The organism is Bacteroidia bacterium (assembly GCA_020852255.1).
In the GTDB taxonomy this organism is placed as follows: Bacteria; Bacteroidota; Bacteroidia; order JADZBD01; family JADZBD01; genus JADZBD01.
In genome coordinates this window covers 419,199-443,138 of sequence record JADZBD010000002.1, presented here as the reverse complement: position 1 = coordinate 443,138, position 23,940 = coordinate 419,199, and the positions used below count along the sequence as shown (strand labels likewise).

At 45.4% G+C, this 23,940-nt stretch carries 19 protein-coding genes; 8 read left to right on the top strand and 11 right to left on the bottom strand.

Going from position 1 to position 23,940, the window contains the following annotated elements; translation table 11 throughout:
- The first annotated feature begins 58 nt into the window (after positions 1-58).
- The 5 genes from IT233_02685 to IT233_02665 all read left to right on the top strand — a co-directional run bounded on the left by IT233_02685 (position 59) and on the right by IT233_02665 (position 4,012).
- Positions 59-457 carry a hypothetical protein gene (locus tag IT233_02685; protein ID MCC7301525.1) on the top strand — a complete coding sequence of 133 codons (399 nt, stop codon included), beginning with the start codon at positions 59-61 and terminating at the stop codon, positions 455-457.
- A 63-nt stretch (positions 458-520) separates the two neighbouring features.
- On the top strand, positions 521-2,719 hold the full coding sequence (locus tag IT233_02680; GenBank protein MCC7301524.1) for a TonB-dependent receptor: 2,199 nt from the start codon (positions 521-523) through the stop codon (positions 2,717-2,719).
- A gap of 42 nt (positions 2,720-2,761) precedes the next feature.
- On the top strand, positions 2,762-3,145 hold the full coding sequence (locus IT233_02675) for a heavy-metal-associated domain-containing protein (protein ID MCC7301523.1): 384 nt from the start codon (positions 2,762-2,764) through the stop codon (positions 3,143-3,145).
- A gap of 5 nt (positions 3,146-3,150) precedes the next feature.
- Positions 3,151-3,498: a heavy-metal-associated domain-containing protein gene (locus IT233_02670; protein MCC7301522.1), complete on the top strand. Its 348-nt coding sequence runs from the start codon at positions 3,151-3,153 to the stop codon at positions 3,496-3,498.
- 1 nt (position 3,499) lies between these two features.
- Positions 3,500-4,012, top strand: a complete 513-nt coding sequence (locus IT233_02665) for a gamma carbonic anhydrase family protein (protein MCC7301521.1) — start codon at positions 3,500-3,502, stop codon at positions 4,010-4,012.
- A gap of 30 nt (positions 4,013-4,042) precedes the next feature.
- Here IT233_02665 and IT233_02660 read toward each other — a convergent pair whose 3' ends face one another.
- Genes IT233_02660 through IT233_02635 form a run of 6 tightly spaced genes read right to left on the bottom strand, consistent with a single transcriptional unit; the run spans position 4,043 to position 10,104 of the window.
- On the bottom strand, positions 4,043-4,840 hold the full coding sequence (locus tag IT233_02660) for a glutamate racemase (GenBank protein ID MCC7301520.1): 798 nt from the start codon (positions 4,838-4,840) through the stop codon (positions 4,043-4,045).
- A gap of 58 nt (positions 4,841-4,898) precedes the next feature.
- Positions 4,899-6,101 carry a hypothetical protein gene (locus IT233_02655; protein MCC7301519.1) on the bottom strand — a complete coding sequence of 401 codons (1,203 nt, stop codon included), beginning with the start codon at positions 6,099-6,101 and terminating at the stop codon, positions 4,899-4,901.
- A complete protein-coding gene (locus IT233_02650; protein MCC7301518.1) occupies positions 6,098-7,072 on the bottom strand; it encodes a DUF2157 domain-containing protein in 975 nt (324 codons plus the stop codon). Before IT233_02650 ends, IT233_02655 begins: the two co-directional genes overlap by 4 nt.
- A gap of 45 nt (positions 7,073-7,117) precedes the next feature.
- Positions 7,118-9,328, bottom strand: coding sequence for a TonB-dependent receptor (locus IT233_02645; protein ID MCC7301517.1), 2,211 nt, complete (start codon positions 9,326-9,328; stop codon positions 7,118-7,120).
- A gap of 40 nt (positions 9,329-9,368) precedes the next feature.
- Positions 9,369-9,893 (bottom strand): hypothetical protein, encoded by a 525-nt coding sequence (locus tag IT233_02640; GenBank protein ID MCC7301516.1) that lies wholly within the window; start codon positions 9,891-9,893, stop codon positions 9,369-9,371.
- 19 nt (positions 9,894-9,912) lie between these two features.
- Positions 9,913-10,104 (bottom strand): T9SS type A sorting domain-containing protein, encoded by a 192-nt coding sequence (locus IT233_02635; GenBank protein ID MCC7301515.1) that lies wholly within the window; start codon positions 10,102-10,104, stop codon positions 9,913-9,915.
- 176 nt (positions 10,105-10,280) lie between these two features.
- Between IT233_02635 and IT233_02630 the strand changes: the two genes are divergently transcribed.
- The 3 genes from IT233_02630 to IT233_02620 all read left to right on the top strand — a co-directional run bounded on the left by IT233_02630 (position 10,281) and on the right by IT233_02620 (position 17,546).
- Positions 10,281-13,544, top strand: coding sequence for a T9SS type A sorting domain-containing protein (locus IT233_02630; GenBank protein ID MCC7301514.1), 3,264 nt, complete (start codon positions 10,281-10,283; stop codon positions 13,542-13,544).
- A 335-nt stretch (positions 13,545-13,879) separates the two neighbouring features.
- Positions 13,880-15,808 (top strand): tetratricopeptide repeat protein, encoded by a 1,929-nt coding sequence (locus IT233_02625; protein ID MCC7301513.1) that lies wholly within the window; start codon positions 13,880-13,882, stop codon positions 15,806-15,808.
- 40 nt (positions 15,809-15,848) lie between these two features.
- Positions 15,849-17,546, top strand: a complete 1,698-nt coding sequence (locus tag IT233_02620; GenBank protein MCC7301512.1) for a right-handed parallel beta-helix repeat-containing protein — start codon at positions 15,849-15,851, stop codon at positions 17,544-17,546.
- A 593-nt stretch (positions 17,547-18,139) separates the two neighbouring features.
- On the opposite strand, the gene IT233_02615 is transcribed toward IT233_02620, so the two are convergent.
- From IT233_02615 to IT233_02595, 5 genes are all read right to left on the bottom strand, one after another.
- A complete protein-coding gene (locus IT233_02615) occupies positions 18,140-18,790 on the bottom strand; it encodes a hypothetical protein (protein ID MCC7301511.1) in 651 nt (216 codons plus the stop codon).
- A 373-nt stretch (positions 18,791-19,163) separates the two neighbouring features.
- Complete coding sequence (locus tag IT233_02610; protein ID MCC7301510.1) at positions 19,164-19,832, bottom strand: transposase family protein; 669 nt, start codon at positions 19,830-19,832, stop codon at positions 19,164-19,166.
- 78 nt (positions 19,833-19,910) lie between these two features.
- On the bottom strand, positions 19,911-20,255 hold the full coding sequence (locus IT233_02605; protein ID MCC7301509.1) for a helix-turn-helix transcriptional regulator: 345 nt from the start codon (positions 20,253-20,255) through the stop codon (positions 19,911-19,913).
- A 91-nt stretch (positions 20,256-20,346) separates the two neighbouring features.
- The gene (locus IT233_02600; protein ID MCC7301508.1) at positions 20,347-20,685 is read right to left on the bottom strand and encodes a type II toxin-antitoxin system RelE/ParE family toxin; all 339 of its coding nucleotides are present in this window, start codon (positions 20,683-20,685) and stop codon (positions 20,347-20,349) included.
- Positions 20,686-21,362: 677 nt separating this feature from the next.
- Complete coding sequence (locus IT233_02595; GenBank protein MCC7301507.1) at positions 21,363-23,909, bottom strand: T9SS type A sorting domain-containing protein; 2,547 nt, start codon at positions 23,907-23,909, stop codon at positions 21,363-21,365.
- Positions 23,910-23,940 lie beyond the last annotated feature (31 nt).

Here is a 23,940-nt window from a genome sequence, read left to right as displayed (position 1 = left end):
GTTAACCGCTCTTTTTGTACTTGTACCATTCTCGCTCTTTGATCTATCTTTGTTGTGAATGAAATTCATTCTAAGGCATAGTATTCTTTTTGTGATGATTCTTCTTACCCTTGCGGCGGGAGGAGGATTTACCCTTTCGCGCATGATCTGTACCGGCAGCGGGCACACCACCTATGAACTGGGGCAAATGAAAAAGTGCAAAAAGGATCCGGATCACCACAACGCATGTGTTTCTCCTGATTGCTGTTTGATGAGTGTTTCGGAAATGAATACCGGGGCACATACAGCAACAGTTAAACCGGAGTCTTCCGATGAGCCGATCCAGATTGTGGGTATTCCATTCCTTTCACCCGCCTCGGATTCAGAAAGTGAGGGACAGGATGAAAAGCCTTCCGATTTCGATCCGCCCAATCTCGGCGTTAGTATTCTTCGCCTCATACAAATTCTCCTGATCTGAGACTGAATATAATGTGGATTTCCCCTCCGGGGACCGTCTGTTCGTTATATTAAGTTGCTCATCATGCTCAGGATTCTTCTTACAGGTTTCGCTTTATTTTTTGTCACTGAATTTTTCGGTCAGGGCCTTCGTGTGCAGGTCCTGGGCGATTCTGCACAACCCGTGGAATTTGCCGGAATAGCCTGGCTGGGAACCAAAAATGCAGCACAAACAGACGAGAAGGGATTGGCATTCATTGGCTGGCCCGACAGCTTCCCCGCCCGCTTAGTGGTTCTTCACACAGAGTTTGTGACCGATACCATTCTTCTGACAGATTCACTGAAAAAGTCCCTGACGGTGCGCATGAATAACGTGAAAACGCTGGGACAGGTAAACATTACAGAAAAGAAAGACGGAAATTTCATCTCCTATTCTCCCATAAAAACTGAAATTATTACTCCCAAAGAGCTGACTAAAATGGCCTGTTGTAACCTGGGGGAGAGTTTTGAAACCAATGCCAGCGTAGATATTACATACAAAGATGCTGTTACAGGCAGCAAGGAGATTCAGATTCTGGGATTGTCGGGAGCCTACACTTTATTACTTACGGAGAATGCCCCGCTGCTCAGTGGGCTCTCCCAAACCTATGGGCTGAATAGCGTACCAGGAAATCAGATCAATGCAATCCATATTGTAAAAGGACCGGGCACCGTGATCTTCGGTCATGAAGCGATGGCCGGTATGGTGAATGTGGATCTGAAAGATCCGATGAATACAAAAAGTTTATTTGTAAATGCTTACCTGGATGACGACCTGCGAAAAGAGCTGAACATTGACAAGAAGTGGAAACTCAACGACCAGCTCTCCACTATTTTTATGATACACGCCGATCATTCGGATAAAGAGGAGGATCTTAATAATGATGGATTCATGGATATGCCGATGCTCCAAAGCGTGAGCCTGGCCAGCAAATGGAAATACCTGAGTAAGCAGGGTACTATTTCCCAAAATACGATACGGTATCTGTACGAGCAGCGAATGGGCGGACAAACCGGATTTGAACACGGGGAACATCACCATGATACACTAGGCGGGTGGGGACAGGAGCTGACCACGAACAAATTGGATTTCAACGGGCGGATCGGAAGGGCTTTAAAAGGAAAGAAGGAACACAGCATCGGATTCCAGTATTCGGGGGTTTACCACAGTCAGTACGGTTTCTACGGGCTAAGGCAATATGAAGGCAAGGAGGTGAACGGAAATCTGCGTATGATTTATAACCGCCGGTGGAATGAATACAATAGCCTCGATGCAGGTTTCAGTTATAGGTACGATGATACACAGGAAACATTCGATACCCTTACCATTAAACGCAGGGAGAGCGTTCCCGGCGTGTTCATTGAGAACACATTTAACAAAAATCAAATACTGGCTTTTATCGCCGGGGTAAGGGCCGATCTTTCCGATGGGAAAGTGTTCCTCACTCCCAGGCTGAGCATGAAATATTCATTCAGTGAAAATTTTGATCTGCGCGCGAATATCGGAACCGGATGGAAGCACAGTTATATTCTTGCTGAAAATCCAAATATCCTGGCTTCTTCTAAGGTTATTCTCATTCACGGTGACCTGAGGCCGCAGGAATCGGTAAATACAGGGATCAGTCTTGTTAAGAAATTCAAATGGCTGTACCGTAAAGGAACTTTTATCCTGGATGCCTACCACACCCGGTTCAGGAATATGGTGATTCCCGATTACAGCTTTGATTTTACCGAAGTACATTTCGCAAATTTTAACGGGAAAACATGGTCTACCGCCATTCAGGCCGAATTCAGCTGGGAAGTAATCAAAAACCTGGATATCAAACTCGCCTGGAAATTCCTGGATGTGCAAAAGGAGAAGGACGGAAACAGGGAGGAACTTCCCTTCATTGCCCGGCACCGGGTTCTGGCTACTCTTTACTATGAAACATTTAACAGGAAGTGGAATGCGAGTTTAACCACACAATGGTTTGGTAAGAAGCGCTTACCCTATACCTTATTTAATCCGGTTCCTTTCCGCCGGCCTGATTACTCCGATCCATATTTTAAACTGAATATGCAGGTGAACCGCATTTGGAAGCGTCATGAACTTTACCTGGGTTCCGAGAATCTTCTTAACTTCATTCAAAAGGATGCCATTATTTCCTCCGCAAACCCCTATGGCCCGTATTTTGATACTTCGTTTATCTGGGGGCCTACAGAAGGGAGAAAAATTTATCTGGGATGGAGGTATCATATTGATTAACAATATATTAGATAAATAGAATCGCAAACTAACATTGAAAACATGAAAGCATATCTGAAAATAGCGCTTTTTAGCCTGTGCCTTTTGATGGCGGGGGCTTTGGCATCTCAAGAAACGCCAGTGCCGCAGGAAAACAGTAAAAAGGACCCGAAGGCCCCAAAGCGTTCAATGATGGTGCTAAAGGTGAAAATTTCCGGGATGACATGTGCCCATGGCTGCGCCAAGGGAATTGAGGATAATGTCTACCAGTTGAAGGGAGTAAAATCCAGCACCGTGGATTTTGAAAGCATGACCGGTACATTTATATTTGACGAGGTGAAGATTTCAAAAGAAAAGATTATTGCAGCAATAGAAAATTTTAATCCGGGAGAAGGCAGTGAACACAAGTATAAGGTTGAAGTCATTTTCTGCGAACCCAATAAATAACTCCTATGAACAATAAAATTCTCATCGCACTCATTGCGCTCTTCGTATCCTTCGGATCTGCCGGCATGGCGCAGCGTAAAACGGAGGTTAAGATTAAGGTAAATGCCGAATGCGATAAGTGCAAGACCGGAATTGAAAAACTGGTCAAGGGCATTAAAGGTGTGAAAAAGGCGGAAGTGGACCTCTCTACAAAAACGCTCACCGTAGTTTTTCTGACAAAGAAAACCAGCGTGGACGTGATTCGCGAGACCATTGCCGGAGGCGGATGGGAAGCCGACGATGTGAAGCCGAAGAATAAACTGAATAAAGACGGGAACAAACCTGTGAATCCGCATACACCGGAAGAGAAATAGTATGCCGGTAATTAAACCCGTAAAAGGAGTTTCCCCCGCATTCGGAAAAGAAGTTTTTATTGCTGAGAATGCTACCATCGTAGGTGATGTTACCTGCGGTGATCAGTGTTCCTTTTGGTTTAATGCTGTAGTGCGGGGAGATGTGCATTACATTAAAATGGGGAACAAAGTGAACGTTCAGGATGGCGCCATCATTCACTGCACCTATCAGAAGGCTCCTACCAACATTGGCAACAATGTTTCCATCGGTCATAATGCCATAGTACACGGATGCACCATTCAGGATAATGTATTGATTGGTATGGGAGCGATTGTGATGGACGGCTGTGTGGTGGGAAGCAATTCTATTATTGCTGCCGGAGCCGTTTTACTTGAAGGAACCAAAGTAGAGTCGGGGAGTATTTATGCCGGTGTTCCGGCCAAAAAGGTAAAGGATATTTCTCAGGAACTTATCGCCGGCGAAATAAACCGCATCGCCGGAAACTATGTGATGTATTCATCCTGGTTTAAATAACCGGATTCCTTTCCCATTCCCTCTTCAATCTCAGCTTTGTAATTCAATCACTTCCCCCGGCTTCATGTCCAGCATACTCAATGCACTTTTCATCTGCTCTACAGAACCGCTGGTGAAATAGGTAATATCTGCTGCTTTGGTTCCGCTGACCAGCAGATCTTTTTGTTCTAATATTCGCTGTACCTGTTTAGCTACTGCCGGAGCAGGATCTATGATGCGCACCTTTTCTCCAGCAATTTTTTTGATGAGTTCTTTTACAAATGGATAATGCGTACATCCCAGCACCAGCGTGTCAATATTTTTCTCCAGCATGGGCTCTATCCATCCTCTCAGCATTCCTTCGGTATCATGAGTGTGTAATTTTCCAGCTTCTATTTGTTGTACAAGCCCCGGACAGGGTTGACGAATGACTTCTACATCCTGTGCAAATCGTTCCACAACAGAAGCATACAATTCACCCTGGAATGTAGCGGGTGTGGCAAGCACTCCAACCGTTTTTGTTTTTGTTTGCTCCGCAGCCGGTTTCACTGCCGGTTCCATTCCTACAAAAGGAAAATCAGGATAGAGTTCCCTGAGGGGTTTAAGGGCTGCCGCGCTCGCAGTGTTACATGCGATCACAATAAGCTTACAACCTTTGGAGCGAAGCAATTCCACGATATTTTTACTGAGCTCCAGGATCTTCTCCATGGGTTTTTCTCCATAGGGCAGATTCGCCGAGTCTGCAAAGTAGATGAGCTCTTCATGTGGCATCAATTTCCGGATCTCCGACAATACCGTTAAGCCACCGATTCCGGAGTCAAAAATACCAATGGGAGCTTGAGATGACATAAAGACAAAGATACCTGAATACTGCAAATCTATTACTACTGCCTGCTGCTCACGCTCACTACCACTTTGTCTCACTCCCGCCACCTCCAAAATCTCCGCCACCTGGGCCTACGCTTTCATCTGCAGACGGTCCGGTAGTTCCCATTGTTTGAGCTATGATCAGTGCCTCGGCATGCTCCTTTAAAAAATTGTCTTCATCCGGTTCAGCCACATAAGTGATTCCCTTTCTTCCTTCCCTGAAGTATTTTATTCCCACCCAGGCCAGGAGGATCAGCACAAACCCCGCAAGGCTCAAGGCTACTTCGGGGGGCGCAACACTGTAATAATTTCGGAATGTCATCACCGACAGGCCGATCAGGATCAGTCCGCTCCAGAGAAAGACCTTATCTTTTCGGGCAAGCCCCAAAAACAGGTAGGCAAGGGGAACCAGAAAAGTAAATGCCCAGAAGAACCAGTAGAGCGGTACTTCTGAATCCTGCGACATGTGAAAGAATTCAATGGACGATTCTCTTATTACAAAATAATTTCCTGAGAAATAGAGTACGAGCATATTGATCAGTCGTGCCACCGTAATCACCTTTTTCCAGAATAGAAATTTCTGCAGTCTTCTGATCCGGGCGAATCCCAGCAGAAAAGCGGCAGATAAAAGCATAAAGGCGAAGGGAATGATGTATTTGGCTGAGTCGCCGGTTTTAATAAGTATCAAAAATGCGATGAGATAAAAGCAGATGACCGATCCCGCCGCGCAGACCAGATCAAGGTAGCGAACAGCACCGGCGAGCAGTACAGGCAACAAGAGGAAACAGGTTGTGAGAAATGCATCCTCGTCATTCATACTTGTTCCTGAAAGCAACCAGAACAGACCCCCTGCCAGAAAGCCGAGTGCTGAGTAGATCAGCGCTTCCCCGATTCCACTGTTATACAGCTCTCTGCCTTTAACCAGTCGGCGGATCCCGAATTCGAGCGTCCCCGTGCACAAAACGGCGAAAAAAATCAGCATGGATGCCATGGCCGTTTCCCAGGAGGAGGAATCAATGAAGTTAAACCAGAAAATAAACATTCCGTAGGCCGAACTGATGATGAAATGGGTGAAGAGAAACAGGCCAATACGAATGAAAACATTCGGACTGTAAAAGGTGACAGGATATGCTGTTTGTGTCTTTTCAAGGATGCCGGCACTGATCCAGTTCCGGGCAAACCAGCGTTTAGCTGCATTAGTGATGTGCAACCCATGGAGATTTTCTTTGGAATAGATGATCATTTTTTGATACCCAGGAGTTTTTTGTAATGGATAAAGAAGAGTACAACTCCCCCTGCACTGGCCATAAAGTACAGGAATCCGAGTGTGATCATCAGATCATCATTTCCGCTCATCCAGTCCATCAACAGGATAAAAAGGTAAGAGAACATGATATATCCGTAGATAACTGAATAAAGCAGGAAGATGAAGGACTTCATTTTTCTTGCATAGTAAATATAGAAATACACGCCGGCGGCGATCAGCAGAACCATAAGCACTTCGGCTTCGCCTGAAAATAACCCGGAAAGGGCTGCAATAAAGAAAATATTCGCTGCAAAATTGTGAAAGGTAAATGCAAAATGCTTCTTCTTCTCTTTCTGTTCTGTAAACCAGGCGGCGGCTCCGGTACAGATGCCGAAAGCGATACCGGTATACATCAGCTCACGTTCCGAATCAAAATTATTCTCCAGAAGATCATGCAAGGATACGCTGATGCCGGCCCAGGCAGCTAAACCGGTAACGGAGAGAGACAGTACACCTTTGTGGTCAAACCTGTATGCAAGGAAAAGATAAGCAAGGGAAGGGAGAAGGGTAGCCAGCCCGTAATGAGTTCCAAAGATTTCGTACTGGTATTGAATATAACCGGTTAATATTCCAAGCAACAGCACGCCCAGTAAAAGCACATAATCATAAAATGGAGACGGGTGTTGCATGCTGCCCCAGTGAAAGGGCAGTTTATGTTTCCATATATACCAGAAGCAGGCAGTGCAGGCAAGTGCATTTAATGCAATGATCACATGATGACCAATCGTATCAATATTTTTATAGATGAGAATACCCAGTCCGGTGCTAAGTAGCGTTACGCCGAGGTACAAAATGACCCGCAGTTCCCAGTGGATGGAAAGAGGGTGTGTTATTTCGAGATCGTCTAAGGTGTTCTTCTGTTCATCTCCGATGATTTGCTTTTTTTTCAGCTCTTCGGTTGCCCACATGTATCAAAGATACTAAACTGCGCATATAAACATTCACAGCGCTTCCTAAAACTTTCCTCGTAATGTGACAAAGAAATTTCTTCCCGGTGCGCTTATCCCGGAAGCAAAATGCCGGTAATGTGTATCCAGAATATTCTCTACCCCGGTATTGACAGTGATCATGCGATTGATCCGGAAAGCGGTCTTGAAATTCAGCGTTACCCAGGATGGCATCCCCTCCGCGGTAGCATACTGAAGATTATCTTCCCCGCTGGGAGAGTAATCCCGCAGCAGTTTCGGCCCGTTGTATCGGACATAAATCTCTGTTTCTGCTTTCTTACTCTTGATATTCAACGCAGTCTGACCGAAAGCAGGAGGTACGTGATCCAGCGGAATCACTGTATCGTTATCGGAGTCATGATAGCGCCCGTAGGTATATGTTGCGGAACTTTTCAATGTGAACAGGTCGTTGAACAGGAAATGCAGGGTGCCGGTAAGCCCGGTAATCATGCCGTCGTCGGCGTTTTGCGCAGCTTGTACCTGACTCATCTGCCCGTCATAAAGCAGGGAATCCTTCCCGTCAAAGATAAAATCCTTCACCACAATAGCATCTGTCAGCACGGTATACCAGCCCGCAATAAAGGCATGCAGGTGTTTTCCCAATCGGGCATCTGCACTGATTTCGGTGTTAATTACTTTCTCAGGCGCCAGATCCGGATTAGGAACAATCAGCATTCCGGGTGAGGAATCGAATACCTTTGCCAGGTCATCTACGTTCGGTGAGCGGAAACCGGAGGAATTCATAAGTGCAAACTTCCATTTTTCGCTGGGGTTCCACACCACACCCGCTGTCCAGGTAAGTGCTGAATTTCTTTGCCCGATAGCTGCGTAGGGGAAGGGATAAAAAGCGGTATCTGAAAAATCGGCGGAAATACTGCCTGCTGAATACCGGAGACCGGCCGTAAGTATTATCTTGTTCTTCGCCACTTTCCCTTTGTAGGCGAAATATCCGGCATAGCTGCTCATGGTGCTGCCGCCATTCGGATACCGGGTGGGGTAAGGTGTCTTTTCATCGGTTATCCGGTTACGGGTGTGAGCATCAGACTGAACATCGTTGTACGTTACTTCAATCCCGTAATGAATATCATGTTTTTCAGAAAGAAACTTAACGAAGTCGGTGTTGAATGAGAAAACCAGGAGATTTTCTTCCTGTATATTCCGGTCATTATTCTTATAGCGACGGGTTATTCGCTGCTGCCGGATTTTCTGGGCAGCCAGCGAAATGCTCAGGCTGTTGAAAATTTTATTTTCGGCAAGTACCCTTGTATTCAGGATACTCATCAGCCGCAGCTGCGGCCCGTAATACCATTCGGCAAACCGGAGATCTCCGTTGGCGGAGGTGTCGGTGAGCCGGTCGTAACGGGGAATGTTCGACGAATTGGAATATTGGAGATTCACGGTTTGAAGAATATTCTCGCGGACTTTCCAGGAGAATTTCTGAAACAGATCATATTGGGAATATCCGCTGTAGAGTTGTGTATTAGGGTCAGGATTCTTCAGCAGGGTGTCGGTACCGTTGATGGTATCAATGTAAAAATCTCTTCTCCAGTACTGATCGTAGAAGGGATGACGGTTGCTGCCTGCTCTCAGATCGCCGAAGGTGCTGTGTGTAAAACTGGTAATAGAGGCCAGTTTTTTCCATCCCAGATTGATATCCGCATGACCCGAAAATTCGTTATTGGCGGAAGACCATCTGAACCAGGAGTTGCTATTGACATACATGCCGGAGTCGTCTCCGAAAACAGCCTTGCGCGTATAGAAGCACATGACGCCTCCCAGCGCATCGCTTCCGTACATCACGGAAGACGGGCCGAAAAGGATCTCTGTCCGGTCAAACATACTTTGATCCAGCGTAATCACATCCTGCAGATGTCCGGCCCGGTAAATGGCATTATTCATTCGTACCCCGTCTACCACCAGAAGCACCCGGCTGGCTTCAAATCCGCGCAGGGAAGGACTGCTTCCGCCCTGTTGGGATTTTTGCACAAAAACAGATCCTGAGTTCATCAGCATATCGCCGGTATTCTGTGCATTCTGAAACTCGATCTGCTTGATATCAATCAGTTCCATTGTATACGGAATCTCTTTTTTACGTTCTCCGTATTTATCTGCGGATATCAGCACAGGATCAAGTTCGTTGACCCGGGTAGTATCGTTCAAATCCTGTGCATTTACCATCAGCGGCAATGCAGACAGGACGACTAATAGTCGTTTCATAATCTGGAAAATAAGGTTTAACGAGAATGGATGAATACCGTTAACCTTTAAGATCGGGCGGAGGGGTGGGAGGGACGAGGAAGGGAGCGCGTGTAGGTAGTGTGCAAAAGGCAGTAAGTAAGCAGGAGGAAGCGGGTAGCAGGCAGGATGAATTTATGGACGGAAGATCTATGGAAAATAATTTGACAAATTGCTGGACGGCGGCTCCTGCCGGGTCGCCGTTTTGTCTGGCTTGTTGCTGGCAGAGAAGTTCAAGTTTTTCAAACAGGATTTTTTCTTCTGTATCGTTTACGCAATAGTAGATTATGGTTTTGCCATCTGTTTCTGTTTTGACCACGTCATAGAAAAGCCCGTTCAGTTTAAATTCTTTTCCTTCGCGTACCCACAGGATGTGTGCATTGGTATTGAAACGCAGGGCATGGAGTTCCGTCTCCGGCACATGAGATTTCAATTTGTGTTTTACGGCACTTCTGATCTGGGATTGCTTGAAAAAGAAATAGGGCATCACACCGAATAATCCGGTGAGAAGGACGAGAAGCCAGATGATTGCCAATGCCCGTTTCACACTGGTAAAGATACGAAGTTCAGTGCAATACTACCCGCCTGGATATCCTCCTCCCCGGTGACTCAAAAACGAACAGGTAAGTTCCCCTTTGATACGTGCTTAAATCAAGAGTAAGACTACTTGAGTTCCAATCCTGTTCAAGGACTTTTTTCCCATCTATCAGAAATATTTTTATGACTCCTTTATCCGAGCCCGGGAACACGATATGCACTAGAGTTGTCGGAAAAAGTGTCACCTGAAATTCTCAAAACTTGCCTTAGAAGGGAATGCAACCAACTGAATTTCATATTTGTAGCAATATAGTCTAGGGGATCCTCTGTGCACATAACGCTACTCATAACTGGTAACACGCAGTTTTTGTATTTTGCCAGGTATAAAAACATATATATGAAAGCTATCGTTCTTCTCAGCTCTTTATTAATGGTTGTTAGTACGCTTGAAGGCCGGCACACGGCGGAAGGCTTTATTCCAAACATGGGCCAGGTCTACAATCAGCATAACAAAGCGAATGCGGATGTTTTATTTTCCGGAACGCGCAACGGAGTGGTATTTCACCTTCGTAAAAACGGAATATCTTACCAGTTCAGCAAAGTAAGTGCCGGTACCGGCCCCGATATCTGTGAACCGGGAAAAAAGAAGGCGGCGCCTCCTTCAACAGAGATCTACCGTATAGATATCACCTGGTTGAATGCAGGGCTTGCAACAGCAACGGGGAGTGATGCCACAGGCGAACTCCGCCATTACTATAATGAAGTTTGTCCGAACGGTATCGTAAATGTTCCTGTCTACCGAACAGTTGTTTACAAAAACATATATCCGCTTACCGACCTGAAATGGTACCTGCATGAAGGCAGTGTAAAATATGATTACATCGCGGCAGCGGGTGCAGATCCGGGGAAACTGCGTATGAAAATAGAAGGAGCAGAAAAAATATTTATCAATGATAAGGGAGCGCTCGTGATCGAGTCGCCCTTGGGCAGTATGGCAGAGGATGCTCCCGTGGTTTTCCAGGGTGGCAGGAAACTTCCTGCACGCTGGGTGCTTCACGGGAACATTGCAGGAATTGAAATAGAAGGATTGAATCCGGGCGAATCGTATATCGTAGATCCCCAGGTGCGGTTGTGGGCAACCTATTACGGAGGGACGGGAAGTGACGTGAACCGCATGATGGCAACGAACACAAGCGGAGATGTTTTTCTTGGAGGCCACACGAGTTCTGCATTCGGTACAGAAATTGCAACTACCGGCAGTCACCAATCCACCTATGGCGGTGGTGGTACGGATTGTTTTCTGGTAAAGTTCAATGCGGCCGGCGTACGGCAATGGGGAACATATTATGGAGGAACACCTGCTGAATATATGCGGGGAGGCTGTACAGATGGAATGGGGAATGTTTTTATCTGCGGACAAACTTATACCACCACCCCGGGTTTGATCGCTACGCCAGGATCTCACCAGCCGGTTTTCGGCGGCGGGGATGATGCCTTTCTGGTGAAATTCGATGGTAATGGCGTAAGACAGTGGGGAACATATTACGGCGGCGCCGGATATGATTACGGCACTTCCTGTGCTGCCGATGCAGTGGGAAATGTTTATCTCGTTGGAATGGTGCTACAGCAAAATTACTCTTATACCAATGAGATCGCCACCCCGGGCAGTCATCAGCCGGTACATGGTGATGGTAACATTGCCTATGATGCCTTTCTTGTTAAATTTAACAGCAGCGGGGTCCGGCAATGGGGAACGTATTACGGGGGAAGTGCCACTGACCGCGGATATGATGTAGCTTGTGACGGTTCCGGCAGTGTGGTGATTATTGCAGGAACCACAGAATCAACTAACGGAACAAGTATCGCCACCACAGGAAGTCATCAGTCCATTCACAACGGCGGAGTAACAGATGCTTACCTGGCAGCATTTGACGGGAGCGGGACACGGCAATGGGGTACCTACTATGGAGGAAGCAGCGGGGAGGATGATTTTTCAGTCTGTGCTATTGACGGTTCTGGCAATATCCTGTTGGGGGGGTGGACCGATTCACCAGATGCGATCGCTACGTTGAATGGGCATCAGCAGGTATATATGGGTGCGACCGACGGTTTCCTGACCCTGCTGAATAGTTCCGGGGTACGGCAGTGGGGAACGTATTACGGAGGAGTTGGAACGGAAAGGATCAGAGATATTTTCTGCCAGGGTTCCACGATCTATGTTTGCGGAGAGGCCAGCACTTCCACTTCCGGTGTCATTGCAACAGCCGGCAGTTACCAACCGGTGTTTGCCGGAAATATGGATGCTTTTCTGGCAACCTTTTCCACCGGAGGAGTCCGACAGTGGGGAACATATTATGGTGGTGCAGGGTGGGATTATGGATACCGATGCGCCCCGGGCGGTAATAGCCAGATCTATTTTGCAGGGGCAACTTCGAGCACCAGTAACATGAGCTCCGTAGGTTCCCACCAGGAACTGTATGGAGGAGGCAGCGAGGATAATTTTTTGGTAAAACTGTGCGACGCACCGCCGGCACCGGCCAACACCAGCAACCCATCTGCGCAAAGTATTTGTTATGGTAACAGCACAACGCTGAGTGCCTCGGGCAGCGGTATTCTTGGTTGGTATAATGCTTCGGTCGGAGGAACGTACCTGGGCGGCGGTGGCAGTTTTACTACTCCCGTTCTAACATCCAGCACAACGTATTATGTACAGGACAGTACCTGTTCCTCAGGTTCGCGAACCGCCATTGTAGTTACAGTGAATGCCCTTCCCACAGTAACCCTCGGAAATGATATTACACAGTGCGGAGGCAGTGTGCAGCTTGATGCAGGTAATCCGGGAGCCTCGTATCTCTGGAGCGATAATTCCTCAGCTCAAACGCTTGCTGTAAGCAGTTCGGGATCCTATTCTGTGGTTGTCACCGATGTGAACGGATGTACCGATGCAGATACCATTAATGTTACCATCAATACAATTCCCAATGTAACCATCAGCGGCAACCTCACACTCTGCGCAGGGGATACGATTCCTCTTACCGCGGGAGGCGCACAAACTTATCTCTGGAGCACATCTGCCACTACGGCCGTGATCAATGCGGGTCCTACAGTTACAACTGTTTATACGGTTACAGGCACCGCCGGGAACGGATGCACAAATACCGCAAGCCATACCGTTACGGTCAACGCATTGCCAACGGTAGTGTACAACGAAACACAAAACTTAGTTTGCATCACCTGGTCCGCCATCACACTTACACCCGGCACACCTCCGGGAGGAAGCTACAGTGGAACATCGGTCACCGGCAACCAGTTTGATCCCGGTTCCGCCGGTGCAGGAACCTTTGCAATTGTGTACTCATACACCGACGGGAATGGCTGCACGAATTCCGATACATCAATGATCACGGTAGATCTGTGCACAGGAGTTTCGGGGCAGGCAGGATCCGACCATTTTGAGGTTTATCCGAATCCTGCAACGGATTACATTGAGCTGCGTGGTTTTGGTGACCTGAGCGTTGTACTTACAGATGTACTCGGAAGAACGGTAATAGCAGAACGTTTGCAGGGTGGAAGTGCGCGATGGGATGTTTCATTGCTGTCGCCGGGGGTGTATTTTCTGCGTTGTAACGGCAGTACACCGGTACGACTGGTCATTAAGTAGTTAATTCTTAAGGTACTTTTATGGCAGTTTTAGTGGCGGCGGGCAGTATGACAAGATGGATTTCCGGAATATCCGATCATTTATCACCACACGGGAGAGTAGGTGGCTGCCGGCTACTGATTTTAATTTTTCTCGCCTCGTTTAATTCTTCTACGGGGAGAACGTCCCTTACAGATTCCTTAATCGCGATAACAGGCTCTACCGCACCTGACACTCAAAAGATCAATGCGTATATCCAGTTGTCGGCCGCGGTCTTGTATTCCGATAATTTAAAATGTCTTGAATACAGTATCAAGGCATACAGGTTGTCGCGAAAAGCCCAATTCATCCGGGGTATGATTGACGCACTGAATAGACTGGGAGACTATTACTACAACAATGGCGAGTTTTCACCTGCTATGGATTGTTTTCAGGTGGCCGCACAATCTTCAGAGAACAGAAAATATAAATATGGTCTTGCCCAGGCGAATTCAGGTATGGGCCTGGTATACCTGAGTCAGTCCAATCACCCAAAAGCCCTGGAATTTCACCTCAAGGCACTCCGCATTAATGAAGAGATAAAAAATATAGAAGGGATCCTGGTCAATTTGGGAAATATCGGGATTGTATATGTAGAGGAAAAAAATTATCCCAAGGCCATTGAGTATTATCAGAAGGTCATGCACAAAGCCGATTCGCTGGGCAAGAGCCGCTTAAAAATGGTTCAATACGCCAATTTGGGCACCGTTTATGCTGAACAAAGCGGCAGCGCAAAAACAGATTTGGAGAAAGGCGCATTGCTCCAGAGTGCGGAAGAGTACTACAAGGAAGCGCTGCAGATTGCCGGCACGCTCAACGACAAGAACACCAGGGCGGTGGTATTGCTAAACATAGCAGCCATTCTCTCCGAACGATACAATATAACGAAGAGTCCGGAAGAGAGAAACGTGTTGAAGAAAGCAGCATTGCAGGATTTTGACACGATGTTGATCCTGTGCAGGGAATTAGGGAACAAGTATTACGAAGCTGTAGCGCTAGGAAATTTAGGCGCGTTTTACATGCATTCGGGTGAATACGTAAAAGCAGAATACTATTTAGATACAGCGCTTGAAATGTCCACGGGCTTACAGGCACCCGGCATTCAGAGGGATCATGAGTTTTATTTCTATACGCTTTATGACACCACCCGGCGATATGCGGAGGCGATGGAACATTACAAAAAGTACATTGTCCTGAGAGACAGCATTATGAATCAGGAAAATTCCAGGAAAAATCTTCAGCAGCAGATGCAATATGACTTTGAAAAGAAGGAGGTGATCGTGAGGGAGGAGAACAAGAGAAAAATACAGGATTTAAAAATGAATGAGACGCGATTAACGCTCGTGATTTATGCGGCTGCCGGAGGATTGCTCTCACTTATCATCATTTCAATATTGATATTCAGGAATTTGAAGGTCAGCCGCCTTCAAAACAACATCATTCGCGCCAAGAACAAGGATATTCTGGACAGCATCACTTGCGCCAAGCGCATACAGGAGGCGATTTTACCTTCCACCAGGGAGATCCAAACATTATTGCCCGAGCATTTCATTTATTATGCTCCCAAAGACATTGTTGCCGGAGATTTTTACTGGCAGGAGAAATTAAATCAGAATTTATTTATTGCGGCGGCCGATTGCACGGGGCACGGGGTTCCGGGAGCCCTTGTGAGCGTGATTTGCAGTAATGCCTTAACGAAGGCACTCATGGAGGAAAAAATCGAGGATACGGGCAAGCTTCTGTCACGCACCAGAGAAATTGTGGTGGAGAAGCTGAGCAAAAATAATGATGCTGTGATGGATGGAATGGACATTTCCCTTGTCTCCCTGCGTTTTATCACACCTGGAAAAAAGGAAGAAGCATGCGCTGAGCTGGAATGGGCCGGTGCGAACCTTCCATTATGGATCATTCGTGCCGCTTCCCGGAATCATCCCGACCCACCGTTGCAGGAGTTCAAACCTACGAAGCAGGCGATTTGCAAAACGGAAAATCCGGTTCCGTTTTCAACAGTAAAGCAGTTGCTCTATAAAGGCGACACCATTTACCTTTTCACCGACGGATTTCAGGATCAATTTGGCGGCGAAAAGGGGAAGAAATTCAAGAAATCACACCTTAAGGAATACCTGTTAAGCATTCAAAAGCACAGAATGGACGAGCAAAGAAACCTCATCCATGAAAGATTTACTTCCTGGAAAGGAACGCTGGAGCAGGTGGATGATGTGTGCGTTATCGGGGTAAGGGTGTGAATGGGGAATGGCAGGGTGATATATAGTCAAATCATTCTATATGAAATCGTACTTATTCTTCCTTGCGCTCCTGGCATTTAATTTGCCGGCAGTCGCCATTAATTATTTTGTCGACTTCAACACTGGTAATGACGGGAATTCCGGGTTAACGCCTGCCATGGCTTTTAAAACTCTAACCCGGCTAAACGCAGTCAATTTACAGGCAGGCGATTCCGTATTCCTGGCAAAATCGTCGGTCTGGATCAATGATTCCATTTATTTCTACAACAAAAGCGGCACTTTCGCAAATCCCATTGTTTTTTCAAATTACGGATCAGGCTCCAAGCCCAGGATCATACTCAGTAACCTGTACGATAACGGGGTTCGTCTTGTGCAGTGTGATCACATCCAATTGAATTCTCTTTATATTATCAAATCAAAACGTGAAGGTGTTTTAATAAGCAAGGGCCATTATATTACCATTTCGAATGTGCGCGTTGATTCCACCTTTTCCAAAGGAGGGTTCGCATTTTACGGGGGTGGGAATAATATCCGCTTGTTTTATGATACTGCAATCTATACCAGGGAAAACGCCATATATTTCGACGGCTCTATCAGTGATAAGATGAGTTATGTGGTTGTCGAAAACTGTTATGTAAAGAAAACATTTGCCAATGATGGAATAGTCATCCATAACGATATATCCGGCAACACGGTTGGGAGGAATTTTATTTTAAGGAACAATCATTCCGAACAATGCTTCGAACAGGGATTTGACATTACTTCGGGCGACAGTATTGCCCTGATTGGTAATACTTCCGCCATAAACGAACGAGGCGGAATCGTTACCGGCTGGAATGTTAAAAACGTTTACATCAGTCGGCACCGCAGCACTGATGATGCCACCATCGTGCAAAACTCGGCATTTTTATGCAATGGGAATGCCCGCAATATCGTCCTATACTATAATATTTTCGAAGGTAATGTTAACCGGTTCGTAGATATAACGGGGAACAGCAGGCAGGTAAAACTTCATAATAATGTGTTTGCCTGGAACGGATTCGGTACCGCCATGGTGGATTTTGGTGGATCTGCCGACACTATTGAGTTTTATAATAATATCTTGACCAGGAAAAACGATACGTTGCTGAATTCGGGCCCTACACTCATCCGCTTTTTAAATGGTGCTGTTTTGCCTGACTATTCCGGCTATAAACTGAACTATAATTGTTACCTGAATCTGACCGGGAACAAGTTCTACCGTCTTTTCGATAGTATGTCCTTCAGTTTCACTACGCTGCAAACAACCTACAACCATGAGCAAAACGGATTTTATACCAACCCGCTGCTGGTTGATCCGCCGGCCGGCGACTATCATCCGCAATTAAATTCCCTTTTGATCAATCAGGGACTACCCCTCGGCTATGCCTCCGACTTCAGCAATGTCCCCGTTCTGGCAAATCCAGAAATCGGCTGTCTCGAATATAATCCAATGACGAACGAAGAAAATGTCCCACAAAACACGGAACCGATCAGGCTATATCCCATTCCTGCAATCGAGAAGGTCTTTATAAGCTCCACATGCACGAACGGGCTTGCCTTTAGCATTAGCGATTTATACGGAAGATCCATAGAAAATGGGGTGTTGAGTGAGCCGATTGGCGAGATAGATATCTCCGGGTACAAAAACGGCATTTACCTGTTTATTTCAGTTTCATCCGACAGGATATACGTAAATAAATTCATGGTGGCTCATTAACTAATGAGAATAAAGTTGGGAAAGAGTTTTGGAGCATGAAAGGATCCTCTTTGCACGGGAAAACAGGTTGAAAAAACCCGATCAGGTTTCCTGGAAAAACACTGTTTTCACTGGAGGATTGTAAAGAAAAGTGCCCGATCAGGTTTCCAATTTTTGGAGCTTGAAAAATGCGACCTGTTTGGAAACCTGAAAAGGGGGTATAAATGGGTAAAATTTGAGCAATTGCTCCAAAAAAAAGTACCTAAGAAGTGAGTTCTCAGGCACTTTAGGTAAGCCTCAATTTTAGGTTCGTAGCCCGTAGGAGGGCCGAATGAGTAAAGCCGGTGGCTTTACGAATGAGGAGCCGGGACTTTGCGTGATGGACCCCGCAGGGCGAAACGAAAACGCCGCAGCGGATGCGGCGGCGTTGAAGTGTAGCCCGTAGGGCTAACACCCGGTAAACCATAGGAAATTAAAGTAAACAAAGTCAACAGATTAACATTTTCGATTTCTCCTTGCCTACCCCTTTTTTGACCTTGTTTTACCTTTTTTGGTTACTGGATGGTTACTGGGATTTGAATTCGATGTGCAGTAATTACACATTGAAATCAGGATCAAACTTTTCCCAGATCTTTTTCATAAAAGGAAGGGGTCAGGAAAAAAACAGTATCAATGAACTGCAGCGCGCCGTCTTCCGTAAGTACATTTTCATCGTGCAGATCCTCCAGGATAAGTCCAAGCCCGGGATGGTAGTAATCATTTCCCTTTTTATTCAGGAAACCGTTCGCAGTCAGAAATTCTTTGACATTTTCAAGGTCGGTGTTGCCTGTCGCCCGTACGAAGGGCTGCCGGACAACGGTGAAAAGTTTATCATCAGGCATATAAAATCCAAGGAGCTCGTAGGCCAGGTGCGGAAAAAAATAGTTATGGATCAGAAGGCTGTTAAAATAGTCTTCCCACTGTTCGTAAAATATTCCGTCGTTGAGTTTAATGATGAAATCAGGATCCGGGGAGTCGTAAATCTTTTGTTCAGCACCTTCGCCGATATATTTTGATTCATCGATGGCACTGTACCAGAGCTTATTGATATCAATATACTCTATGAGGGTCTGCGTTTCCTGTTCTTTGACCTGCTTCGCTTTTTCAGCTCCCTGAACTGCCTTCTTTTTTCCTCTAAGGTAGCCGGTGATTGCCTGGATAGTTTTTCCATTCCTAACCGGTCCATTTCCTGAAATGATATCCTGTAATTCATGCTTTACGGACATTTATACAAAGGTACGATTTTCAGCCAAATTTGGCAATAGGGCAAATTAGTATTCATAATGTAACGCTCATTCGGCATATTGATTAATTCGAACTCAGAATATCAGCCGCGGCCTGCTTTGAAATAAGGCTATTAATTCTTTCTATCAACTCCGTCAGATTCGATTTGGTTTCAGCATGTAAATTTCTGAAAAAATCTTCCCTTATGTGCTCTTGCTCGTGGTAGAGTAGAATAAGTGCCTGCTTCACATCATCCGATCCAGTAATTCTTAAGAGAACTTGCCTGTCGTGTTCACAGATGAAGTCTTCCAATTTGTACATCTTCAGGATAAAGTGTTGAGGATTGCTGCATGAACTTATATAGTGTTTGAGCATTTAATTCAAAGTTACTTCTAATTTTTGTTTTTCTAAAATGAGCTTTTGTTTGAAGTAGTCCTCCTTTCTTTTAAACATTGTTTCTCGTTTAATTTTTTCTCGATTTCTCCTCACTTTTTCTGCCCGGCCAAAATAAACGTCGGCTGGTGTCATGTTGTCAAGTGATTCATGGTAGCGCTCGTAGTTGTAATAATGGACGAACTTAGTAATGGCACGTTGCAATTCTTCGGGAGAATAGTAATTCTCGAGCAGGACAACATTCTTGATTGTACGATGATACCGTTCTATTTTACCTTGGGTTTGGGGATGACAAGGAGCGCCGTTTATCTGGTGGATGCCCTTGAGCTTTAAGTATGCCCTGAACTCCTGAGCAATGTAACAGGACCCGTTGTCAGATAAAAGCTTCGGCATTTTGTTGGGTGATATGCCGGAGCTGATGATCGCTTTATCAATTGTTGCTCTGGCATCTTCTGCTTTCATGGTGGAGAGCAAATCTCCAACGATGAGAAATCGAGAGTAATCATCCATCACCGAACTCATGTAATAATTGCCCCAACCAGTGATGCGGAAATAAGAAAAATCAGTCTGCCACATTTCATTCACAAAAGTTGTTTTTCTTTTGAACTCATTGGCCGCACTCAAAACAATATGATGTGGAGCGGTGATCAATCCACGTTCACGCGTCTTAAAGGTAATAAAAAAGCCCCAGATTGCTCTGAGGCTTGGGGTTCATTAGTGGAAACTGCGTTAAACAAGTTCAACTTCTCTGGTTCCCTCCTTATCGGATAACCTGATGAAGAGATGTCCCTTGAGGACCTTCATAAGTTTTAAAATGGTATCCAGCCGCTGCGTTTTGACGTTGTTCTCAATTTTTGACACATACGCCTTGTGCATGCCCAGTTTTTTGGCAAGCTGCGATTGCGTTAAATTATTGTCCTCCCTCATTTGCTTGAGCAATTCACCGATTATTTCAAGTCGGACCTGACTCTCGTAAACTTCTCTTTCTTGAGAACCTTTTTTTCCGAAGTACTTGTCTTCAAGTTCTTCCAGGCTTTTGGTCTGCCTTTTTACACTTTTCTTTTGCGTCTGCATGTCCTTGAGTTTCTTTTTCTCGTTATTAGAAACCTGCTTTGTGATTCCCCTTTTGAAAATTCAAAGCGTATCATTTGGTAATTGTATTCAGCTAACTGCCTTCCATGTATTCCTTTTTTATTCTTTCCGCTCGTTCAATGTCGCCCCTCGGAGTCTTTGCCGTGGTCTTAACTATTCCGTTGGTACAAATCACGAGTGTTTCCTGTTCCCCTCTTTTATGCCAAAACGCAAACACCCGATAGTACGTTTTGTTAAACAATGTTCGGAATTCCCAAATATCATCCGTTCCTGGCATTTTGCAGAACCACTCTCCACGTAGTCCTGCCCTGGTCTTACTGATGTCCGAGAAAATCTTTTTTCTCGCCTTGGGATTCACTTCATCAAGAAAGTCTTCGGCCTCCTTGAGGAATTCTACTTTTATTTCCTGCATTTATATCACCTCTGAATTACAAATATACTGACTATTTTCTGAAGTAGCACTAAAGGTCTACATGTATTTTTTCATCTGTTGATATTCAGCCTGTTATAAACATCATATTGACCGCTTCTCCGCTCATTAGTTGTAGAAAATCAGCTCCGATTAGGTTTCCAATTTTTGGATGAGAAAAAAGGAAACCCATTAGGAAACCTGAAAGGGGGGTATTTTAGGGTATAATCTGGTTGGAAATTCCGCTTAAACTGATGAGTACTGGGCATGGAAGAAAAATGCTCTTTACTGTTCTAACGCCTGCCGGAATCTGGTAAGTTTGGCAAAACGGGATGCAAAGGAGGCGGAAAAATGATAACGCCAACGCAAAAGCCAGGAATTGCCCTGTTCTAAGATGACCAAGCCACGACTAAACCACGGCTCAACCACGACTCAATTACATTGCAATTACGATAAACCCACGACAAAAGGCCGATAAAAGACGGTAATAACAAGGGAAAATCAAGGAAAAGACAAGGATTTTCAAGGGTAATTCTAGGCTTTGCGTAGGAAAATCTAAGGTATTGTAATGGAAAAGGTAAAGCATTGCCATCCAATTGTATGAGTTTGTTCTGGAAGTTTACGGCTCTTTTTTAGGTAGGGCTCGAGTAGTTATTGGGTCTGTTTCGGCAGAATTTCCATTAATTACGAATCAACCTAGTTCTAAGAACGCCGCTACTGCTGATGAGTTCAGCTACATAGATTCCCGGACAAAGGGATGAAACACAAATCTCCGTTCGGCCGCTCACGTTACGCTTTGCCAGAACAGAATTTCCTGTCATGTCGAATAGATTAAAATCACCTGAGCCTAGGACGGTTACCCAATCATTTGCCGGGTTAGGGAAAATACGTAACATTTCAGGTCCGAAGTCTGAATCACTTATACCTGTACAGGGAATCACCTCAATTTCCGAGAAATGTAGACTGTCACAGCCATTAACTGCGACAAACATGCTGTCATAATAGATGCCCCCTGTTAAATAGTAATTGCCATATAGCAAGAAGCTGTCGCCTGCGCAAATTGTAACTGTGGTATCATGAATAAAGTAATTAGGAGTATTATTCAATAAAACCGAAACGGTATTTGATCGTTTGGCAATGGCCGCTATATCATTCTTATAATCGCCGTTAAAGTCTCCGGGCGCAATCCAATATGGCTCTGAATCCGTTCGATAAATATTTGGTGTGCTGAAGAATAGATTTCCCAAATTTAAAACCGTGCAGATCAACTGTGACGAGGCGCCCTCCGCCACCACGAAATCGGGTTTGAGATCCCCGTTAAGATCAGAAAGTACAAAGGACTGAATCCCAATAAAGGTGGATACAGTGGAGGAAGTGAGGAATGTTCCATTTCCCTGTCCCAGGAAAATAGTAATTGCAGGAATTGAAGCCCGGTTACAGGCAACGTCAGGAATAGAATCCTGATTGAAATCGTAGACCATTGCCAGCCGGTATGAGGTGGTAGCGGTAGGGATAGAAGGGGCAAAACTTCCATTCCCTATACCCTTCAGGAAACAGTAACTGTAATTTGTGACTACGAAAAGATCGAGAATAGAATCGCCATCAAAATCAGAAGCAGCTATTCCGTCAGGCTGCGCATTTACAATAAAATTCACTGCAGAAGCATAAAGACCGCTTCCCAATCCCAGGAGCACAGAGACATTTGCACTACCGATATTAGTAACGGCAATGTCCCGGATACCGTTAGTGTCGAAATCGGCCACAGCAATATGCCTTGGATTTGTGCCTACAGAATAATTCACAGCTGGCGCAAATATGCCTGTACCACTATTTAAGAGAATAGAAATATTCGCACTTCCTTCGTTTGTTACAACGAGATCACTGTCCCCGTCCCCCTCTAAGTCGGCGCTAATTATAGCGAATGGGCTCGTTCCAACTGAATAATTGGTACTCGACTGAAACGTTCCTGATCCGGATCCGTACATTACACTTAGATTATTTGTATTTTGATTTGCCGTCACGAGGTCAAGATTCCCATCACCATTCAGATCAGCTGTAGCAAGCGCACGGGGGCCCCATCCGCCGGTAATTTGATAATTTGTCGCCGCAGGAAATACACCGGTTCCATTACCCCGAAGAACATGAAATTCGTAATTGGTTAAATCCATATAAGCGATATCCGGATAAGAGTCCTGGTCGAAATCTGCAATATCAATACAAAATAGAGAAATAAAAGCTCCCGCGGAATATACCACCGGTGCAGATGGATTTACAGTTCCATTTCCCGGAAAAACGCTCACGTCTGCGCTGTAGGAGTTAGCGATGACAATATCTACGAATCCATCTGAATTGAGATCGGAAATATTCAAGCGGCAACCACCCATTGCCTGGGTGGGGATGGATATGCTGTTTTGAAATGTCCCGTTTCCGTTTCCTTTTAGGATACAAAGATTATTATATGTTACAACGAGCAAATCCTTAATTCCATCGAGATCAATATCTTCAGTAGCCACGTCCAGTGGATTTGCGCTCACGGAATAATTCACCGGGGATTGCAGGGAATTATTACCATTACCGGCCAGAAATGATACAGAATTTGAAGGGTTATTTGCAACTACAACGTCGGCCCGCCCGTCCCCGTTAAAATCAGCACAGGTAAGCCCCTCGCCGTTGGCATCACAAAAATAGAGTGCGCCAAGCTGGAATGTTCCGTTACCGTTGCCGGGAAGAAGAGCGACTACATCATCATTCAGATTGGAATACAGTATTTCCCTGTTGCCATCTCCATTCACATCACCGGATGCAATACGATATGGATTTCCGGTGATTGTTACAAAAAGGACAGCAGCTTGAAAGGTGCCATTGCCATTTCCAAGAAGCACCGAAACTCCTTGTGCTGATGGATTTGTTACGGCGAGATCCGGAATAAGGTCATTGTTAAAATCGTCCGTGAGAATATCAAAGGCATTGGATTGTGTGGCATAGTTAACTTCTGGCTGAAAGCTCAGATTCCCGTTTCCGATTCGAACACTTAGGGTGCCATCATTACGATTGACGTATGCCAGGTCTGAAAGGCCATCTGTATTGAAGTCGCCGGTGACAAAGGCGCTGGTCCAAAAGGGAACAGAAAACAAAGCGGTATCCTGAGGAAAAATGGCAGGGCAACTTTGGGAAAAGGAAGTGGAGTGCAGGAAGAAAATTAAAACAAAAAGAACGTTACTTTTCATTGTGTGAATATTTGACGAATAAAAACGCTAT

Bases quoted from the DNA above. Each gene is read 5' to 3' on its own strand.
- IT233_02685 (MCC7301525.1), top strand. From the start codon at position 59: ATGAAATTCATTCTAAGGCATAGTATTCTTTTTGTGATGATTCTTCTT.
- IT233_02680 (MCC7301524.1), top strand. From the start codon at position 521: ATGCTCAGGATTCTTCTTACAGGTTTCGCTTTATTTTTTGTCACTGAA.
- IT233_02675 (MCC7301523.1), top strand. From the start codon at position 2,762: ATGAAAGCATATCTGAAAATAGCGCTTTTTAGCCTGTGCCTTTTGATG.
- IT233_02670 (MCC7301522.1), top strand. From the start codon at position 3,151: ATGAACAATAAAATTCTCATCGCACTCATTGCGCTCTTCGTATCCTTC.
- IT233_02665 (MCC7301521.1), top strand. From the start codon at position 3,500: ATGCCGGTAATTAAACCCGTAAAAGGAGTTTCCCCCGCATTCGGAAAA.
- IT233_02660 (MCC7301520.1), bottom strand. From the start codon at position 4,840: ATGTCATCTCAAGCTCCCATTGGTATTTTTGACTCCGGAATCGGTGGC.
- IT233_02655 (MCC7301519.1), bottom strand. From the start codon at position 6,101: ATGATCATCTATTCCAAAGAAAATCTCCATGGGTTGCACATCACTAAT.
- IT233_02650 (MCC7301518.1), bottom strand. From the start codon at position 7,072: ATGTGGGCAACCGAAGAGCTGAAAAAAAAGCAAATCATCGGAGATGAA.
- IT233_02645 (MCC7301517.1), bottom strand. From the start codon at position 9,328: ATGAAACGACTATTAGTCGTCCTGTCTGCATTGCCGCTGATGGTAAAT.
- IT233_02630 (MCC7301514.1), top strand. From the start codon at position 10,281: ATGAAAGCTATCGTTCTTCTCAGCTCTTTATTAATGGTTGTTAGTACG.
- IT233_02625 (MCC7301513.1), top strand. From the start codon at position 13,880: ATGATTGACGCACTGAATAGACTGGGAGACTATTACTACAACAATGGC.
- IT233_02620 (MCC7301512.1), top strand. From the start codon at position 15,849: ATGAAATCGTACTTATTCTTCCTTGCGCTCCTGGCATTTAATTTGCCG.
- IT233_02615 (MCC7301511.1), bottom strand. From the start codon at position 18,790: ATGTCCGTAAAGCATGAATTACAGGATATCATTTCAGGAAATGGACCG.
- IT233_02605 (MCC7301509.1), bottom strand. From the start codon at position 20,255: ATGCAGACGCAAAAGAAAAGTGTAAAAAGGCAGACCAAAAGCCTGGAA.
- IT233_02600 (MCC7301508.1), bottom strand. From the start codon at position 20,685: ATGCAGGAAATAAAAGTAGAATTCCTCAAGGAGGCCGAAGACTTTCTT.
- IT233_02595 (MCC7301507.1), bottom strand. From the start codon at position 23,909: ATGAAAAGTAACGTTCTTTTTGTTTTAATTTTCTTCCTGCACTCCACT.